The organism is Micromonospora sp. NPDC002411 (genome assembly GCF_053592955.1).
The window spans coordinates 1-5356 of sequence record NZ_JBSFBM010000410.1 but is presented as its reverse complement, the minus strand read 5'-3'; the positions used below and the strand labels follow the sequence as shown (position 1 = coordinate 5356).

Annotated in this window: 5 protein-coding genes and 1 pseudogene; 2 read left to right on the top strand and 4 right to left on the bottom strand. The window is 71.7% G+C overall.

The window, feature by feature from the left end:
- The 3 genes and pseudogenes from ACWCO3_RS31020 to ACWCO3_RS31010 form a co-directional block, all read right to left on the bottom strand.
- Nucleotides 1-105, bottom strand: a pseudogene (locus ACWCO3_RS31020) (NAD(P)/FAD-dependent oxidoreductase); the annotation flags it as partial.
- 111 nt (nt 106-216) lie between these two features.
- Complete coding sequence (locus ACWCO3_RS31015) at nt 217-1260, bottom strand: DUF559 domain-containing protein (protein ID WP_450013423.1); 1044 nt, start codon at nt 1258-1260, stop codon at nt 217-219.
- Nucleotides 1261-1509: 249 nt separating this feature from the next.
- The gene (locus tag ACWCO3_RS31010) at nt 1510-2166 is read right to left on the bottom strand and encodes an IclR family transcriptional regulator (RefSeq protein ID WP_450013425.1); all 657 of its coding nucleotides are present in this window, start codon (nt 2164-2166) and stop codon (nt 1510-1512) included.
- A gap of 150 nt (nt 2167-2316) precedes the next feature.
- On the opposite strand from ACWCO3_RS31010, the gene cysS reads away from it, so the two are divergent.
- On the top strand, nt 2317-3732 hold the full coding sequence (gene cysS, locus ACWCO3_RS31005; protein ID WP_357935517.1) for a cysteine--tRNA ligase: 1416 nt from the start codon (nt 2317-2319) through the stop codon (nt 3730-3732).
- Nucleotides 3732-4862 carry a 23S rRNA (guanosine(2251)-2'-O)-methyltransferase RlmB gene (rlmB, locus tag ACWCO3_RS31000; protein ID WP_145778657.1) on the top strand — a complete coding sequence of 377 codons (1131 nt, stop codon included), beginning with the start codon at nt 3732-3734 and terminating at the stop codon, nt 4860-4862. Before cysS ends, rlmB begins: the two co-directional genes overlap by 1 nt.
- A gap of 37 nt (nt 4863-4899) precedes the next feature.
- Here rlmB and ACWCO3_RS30995 read toward each other — a convergent pair whose 3' ends face one another.
- Nucleotides 4900-5250: a hypothetical protein gene (locus tag ACWCO3_RS30995; protein WP_450013421.1), complete on the bottom strand. Its 351-nt coding sequence runs from the start codon at nt 5248-5250 to the stop codon at nt 4900-4902.
- Between the last annotated feature and the right edge of the window lie 106 nt (nt 5251-5356).

The window sequence follows — 5356 nt, the reverse complement described above, 5'->3', positions numbered from 1 at the left end:
GACCACGACCTCCGCCGCCAGCTCGCCGGACTCCATCGCGTACGCGATGCCCTCGCCGTTGAACGGGTTGACCATGCCGCCCGAGTCACCGACCAACGTGGGCCCCTTCGACGCGTTCCGCGGGGCTTGATCGACTCCAGATCGCCGATATGGCTGTGTCAGGTGAACGGGTAACCGCCACTTCGGCGAGCTGGAGTGGATCACGGCGTGGGCCGGTCAACGGCGCCAGCCGCGGGTGATCAGGGCGGACCGGATCTCGCTGAGCACGGCGGGGAACTCCTTCTGGAGACGCCGGCTGGTCACGTGAAGGACCAGCCAGCCCGCACCGACGAGGAGATTGAGCCGCCGACGGTCGCGGTGCAGTTGCTCGGGATCGGCGTGCCATCGGCCGTCGTACTCCACCGCCACCCGGAAATCGGGCCAGGCCAGGTCGGGGTGGAGAACGAGCCCAGTAGGCAGCCGGATCGGGTGTTGGGTGACCGGCCGGGGGAGTCCGCCGAGTACCAGACGCACCCGCAGTTGGGACTCGGGTGGCGATTGCGCTCCTGGATCGGCAAGGTCGAAAATCCAACGCGCCCGTCGGCCGCCGGGCCGGTCAGCATTGGCGGTGGCGACAGCTGCCAACTCGGCCCGGGTGGTCAAGCCGGTAGCGAGCAATGAGTCGACAATTCCGACTGCCCGCAGCGGTTCCAACCAGACGGCTGTCTCCCACGCCGCAGATGCCGGATTGGTTCGGCGGAGAGTGGCACCGCCGAGCGCACCGGGCGGAGGCCTGATCGGTGTCGCTGGCCGTAGGTCGGGCGGGATGCTGATCGACGTGGGTGGCGGTGCGTGGGGCACAGCGCGCATCGCCACGGGCGACTGCCTGCCGGCGGTCAGGGCGGGGGTCAGGGCTTCGGCGGCTTCTGCGGCTTCTGCGTCGAACACGTGCACGTGAAGGCGGCGTTGAGAGTCGACGCGGACGATCCTCGGCACCAGCACGTGGACGTCGTCGACGAATCCGGCGGCGTGCTCGATGCCGTGCAGGTAGGCCGACGAAGGGCCGGCGATCATCGCCTGCGGCGGTAGCCGCAGAGCTGCGGCACGGCAGGCCAGTTCGTGGTTGCGGTCGAGGCGGGCGTCCGCGTACACGTCATGGCGAAGCCGGACCCAGGACGAACCGCGCAACTGGTGTCTGGTGATCAAGCCTTGCCCGATGGCGGTGGAGCCGCGAAAGACCTGCCAGGCGAGGGCGGAAGGGAGGTGAGGGCGCGGAGGCATGAAGCCAGCCTCCGACGTTCGAGATGGTGGTCGATACCCCTGTGGACAGCACCGTCTTGTCGCCCCGCGCCTGCCTGTGGACAACCGCCAGAAGCCCTGCGGGACGTGTTATGCAGCGAGATCATCACCATCTCGGCGATGTGGCGCAATCGAACGCTGGCGATGCCGCCACGTCGGCGATCTGGAGTTGATCGAGCGCTTGTTGGGGCGGCGAGCGGTCAAGCGAGGGCGGGGCCGCTGGAGGATTGGTCAGCTCAAGGCGCTGGCGATGGCTTTCGCGGCGGCCAGCACCTGGGGGCCGATCGTGTCGACGTCCAGCGGGGCGAGCGCGACCACCCCGACGCTGGCCTCCAGGCCAGGCACGCCCAGCACCGGTGCGGCCACCCCGTACGCCCCAGACTGCAACTCCCCGCTGCTGCTCACCGGCTCCGCCAGCCCGATTCGACCGGCCAGGATGGCCCGGCCCGCCGCCCCCCGGTCCAGCGGATGCCGTGCCCCGGCCCGGTACGCGACGTGGAACGACGTCCAGCTCGGCTCGACCACGGCCAGCGCAACGCCCTCGCCAGCCTCGACCACTGTCAGGTGCGCGGTCGCGCCGGCCTGCTCGGCGAGGCGTCGTAGCGCGGGCAGCGCGCCTTCGGCGAGCAGCGGCTGAGCGCGTCGGGCCAGGTGCAGCAGTCCGGCGCCGAGGCGTAGTCGGCCGTCGCTGTCCCGGCGGAGCATGCCGTGCCCGACCAGCGGACTGACCAGTCGATAGACGGCCGCGCGGCCGATGGTGAGTTGGTGCGCGGCCTCGGTGACGGTCAGACCGCCCGGGGCGTCCGCGACCAGGTGCAGCAACCGCAACCCCCGGTCAAGGGTCTGCGACGCCTCCCCGACCCGCCCCGCACGGGCGTCGGCCTGCACCGCGACGCCGTCAGCCTGGCTCTGGAGCCCGGCGGCGGGGGCGCTGGGGTCGGCCGGAGTCTCACCGGAGCGTGCGGTCGCATCCACGCCTGGCAGCGTACGACCCGGCACCGGCGGACCCGGACAGGCACGGACAGCTACCCTTGTACGGTGACGCTACGCCTGTATGACACCGCCACCCGATCGGTGCGGGACTTCGTCCCGCGGGAAGCCGGCAAGGTGGGGGTCTACCTGTGTGGTCTCACTCTTCAGGCTCCGCCGCACATCGGTCACCTTCGCTCCGGCGTCAACTATGACGTGCTGCGTCGCTGGCTGCTGGCCGCCGACTACGAGGTCACCTTCATCCGCAACCTGACCGACATCGACGACAAGATCCTCGTCAAGGCGGGCGACCAGGGGCGACCGTTCTGGTCGATCGCATACGCCAACGAGTTGCTCCTCGCCGAGTCGTACCGGTCGTTGAACGTGTTGCCGCCCACCTACGAGCCGCGCGCCACCGGGCACATCCCGGAAATGCACGAGCTGATCACGAAGTTGATCGCGGACGGGCACGCGTACCCGGCCACCGACGGTTCCGGCGACGTCTACTTCGACGTGGCGTCCTGGCCGGCGTACGGGTCGCTGTCGGGTCAGTCGCCGGACGCGATGCAGTCGGCCGGGGACGCGCCCGACCGGGGCAAGCGGGACCCGCGTGACTTCGCGCTCTGGAAGGGTGCCAAACCGGACGAGCCGGCGGACGCGTACTGGCCGTCGCCGTGGGGGTTGGGCCGTCCGGGCTGGCACATCGAGTGCTCGGCGATGTGCTGGCGGTATCTCGGCCCGGAGTTCGACATCCACGGTGGCGGGCTGGACCTGACGTTCCCGCACCACGAGAACGAGATCGCCCAGTCCCAGGCCGCCGGGCTGCCGTTCGCCCGCTACTGGGTGCACCATGGGCTGCTCAGCATCGGTGGGGCCAAGATGGGCAAGTCCGCCGGCAACGCGTTGGGCCTGGCGTACGTGGACTCGCTCGGGGTCCGGCCGGTGGAGCTGCGCTACTACTACGCCGCCGCGCACTACCGCTCGGTGATCGACTACTCGGAGGATTCGCTGCGCGACGCGGCCACCGCGTACCGCCGGATCGAGGGTTTCGTGCAGCGGGCGGCCGAGCGGGTCGGTGCCGGGCAGCTGGGCGACCTGCCGGCCGGGTTCGTGGCGGCGATGGACGACGACCTCAACACGTCCGCCGCGCTGGCCGTGCTGCAACAACACCTGCGGGACGGCAACACCGCGCTGAGCGCCGGCGACGATGTGACTGTCCGCACCACCCTGGCCGTGGTACGGGCAATGCTGGATATCCTCGGGATCGACCCCCTCGACCCGGCCTGGACCGGTGGCGGCCGACCAGATGATCTCCGTGCCGTGGTGGACTCCCTGATCGCGTTGGCCCTGGAGCAGCGCGCGCAGGCCCGGGGCCGCAAGGACTGGACCGCCGCCGACGCGGTACGTGACCAGCTCAAGCTGGCCGGCGTGGTGGTCGAGGACACCCCCCAGGGCCCCCGTTGGACTATTGGAGAGCAGGACTGATGGCCGGCAACTCGCAGCGCCGTGGCCGGCGACTGACGTCGAAGGCAAGCGCCCCCAAGGGCTCCGGCGGCAAGAACAAGGACTCGTTGGCCGGGCGGGGTCGCACCCTGCCCGCCGACGAGCGGCCGTGGCACAAGGGCTACTCGGGCACCGAGAAGCTGCCGCAGCGCACCGCCTGGAAGCAGGACAAGGAGCGCCGGGTGGCGGCCGAGGAGGGGCGCGCCCCGAAGATCGGTCAGCCGGGCAGCAAGGACACCACCTGGGGCAAGGGTGGCGGTCGGGGCGTACCGGTCGGCCGGGGCGCGACCGGCGGTCGGGGTGGCAAGCCCACCACGCGGTCCGGTCCTCGGGTCTCCCCGGGGCGCAAGTCCAACCCGTCCAAGGACACCCCGGAGCTGTTGGTCGGGCGTAACCCGGTGCTGGAGGCGCTGCGCGCCCAGGTGCCGGCGACGGCGCTCTACACGGCCCAGGGCATCGACGTGGACGAGCGGACCAAGGAGATCATCCGGACCGCCGCCGACCGGGGCATCGCCAACCTGGAGATCAGCCGGGCCGAGTTGGACCGGATGACCGGTGGGGTGCTGCACCAGGGCGTCGGGTTGCAGGTGCCGCCGTTCGCGTACCAGCCCTTCGAGGACATGGTCGCCGCTTCCCTGGAGCAGCAGGCCCCGCTGCTGGTCGCGCTGGACGGTGTCACCGACCCCCGCAACCTGGGTGCGGTGATCCGGTCGGCTGCGGCGTTCGGCGCGCAGGGTGTCTTCGTACCCGAGCGTCGTGCCGCCGGAATCACCGCGACCGCCTGGCGGACCAGTGCCGGCGCGGCCGCGCGGGTGCCCGTGGCGCAGGTGACCAACCTGACCCGGTCGTTGAAGGCGTGTCGGGACGCCGGCTTCATGGTCGTCGGCCTGGACGCCGACGGCGACACCGACCTGTACGACCTGGAGGCCGCTGTCGGCCCGCTGGTGGTGGTGGTCGGTTCCGAGGGCCGAGGGCTTTCCCGCCTGGTCGGAGAGACCTGCGACCTCACCGTCAGCATCCCGATGATCTCCGAGGTCGAGTCGCTCAACGCCAGCGTGGCGGCGGCGGTCGCCCTGGCCGAGGTCGCCCGCCGGCGCTCCGTCGAGCTGTAGACCAGATCGATCCAGCCCCTTCCGCACGCGGGAGGGGCTAGATCTGGTGGGTCCACGCGACGAAGAGCAGCGCCCCGGCGACCGCCATCAGCAGCACGGTCGGCAGCAACCAGAGCGGGCTCCGCTCCCCGTCCAGGCGGCCGGTGAGCCGTTGGTGCACGGCGGCGATGCCGATCAGTGCGGCCAGCCCGGCGGCGGCCAGCGGCAGGCCGACGAGGAAGTGCGCCAGCCAGGCGCCGCCCCGGCTCGGGCCACCCCAGGAATTGTCGTACGGGCCGGGGTCCACCACGCCGTACAGCACGCCGCGCAGCACCATGAGCACCTCGACGCCGATCGGCAGCAGGGCCACCGCACCGACGAGCAGGCTGAGCCCCGCGTGGCCGAGCACCGCGACCATCCCGGGCCGTGGGGCGGGGGCCCGCCGCCGCGCGCGGGGGGGGCGCCCCCGAGCCCCAACCCCCCCCCGAGCCGGAGGCGCAGGGGGGGGGACGGGG